Raw genomic sequence first — 713 nt, forward strand, 5'->3', positions numbered from 1 at the left:
GCCATACCCCATCGGCTCGTAGCCCAGCACGCGCAGCGCGTGCGTCATTATCTCCAGCAGCGGCTCCTCGTCGTCGACCACCATCACCCGCTGGCCGTCCCCCCGCGGCGGTGCCTCGCTGGCGTCTGCAGGCTCCTCGGGCGCGTCCCCGGCACGCGGCAAGTAGACGGTGAACACGCTGCCCACACCCGGCGTGCTGTGCACATCGATGGCCCCTCCGGCCTGTGTCACGATGCGCAGCACCAGGGACAGCCCCAGGCCCGTTCCGACGCCCAATTCCTTAGTCGTGAAAAATGGATCGAAGATGCGCGCCAGCATTTCGGGCGTCATCCCACTCCCCTGATCCGCAACTCGCAGCACGATCCAAGTGCCAGCCCCCACGGTGCCCACCCTGGCTTGGCGCGATTGCAGAACTTCGGCCACCTCCAGCGACACGGTCAACTTGCCCGGTTGCGTCATCGCATGCGCCGCGTTCGTCGCCAGATTCATCAGCAACTGGTGAATCTGCACTGCATCGCCGAGGATCGCCGCGCGACCGGCTTGCAGGCGGGTGCGCAGTCTCACGTGTCCTGGCAGCTTGCCCTGCAGGAGATTCAGCGCCTCGCGCACCACACGCTCCACATTCACCGGCACCCGCTCACCCGGCGTGCCGCGGCTGAACGAAAGGATGCGGTCGACCAGTGCGCGGCCGCGTTCCCCGGCCACCACCACAT

1 protein-coding gene is annotated in these 713 nt (G+C 67.2%); it reads right to left on the reverse strand.

All coding sequences use genetic code 11. From position 1 onward, the window contains the following. Positions 1-713 (reverse strand): two-component system sensor histidine kinase NtrB (locus AC1DY5_RS57730; protein ID WP_478123055.1); only part of this gene is annotated, 713 nt, incomplete at both ends.

This window comes from Variovorax sp. P4_D9 (assembly GCF_056401695.1).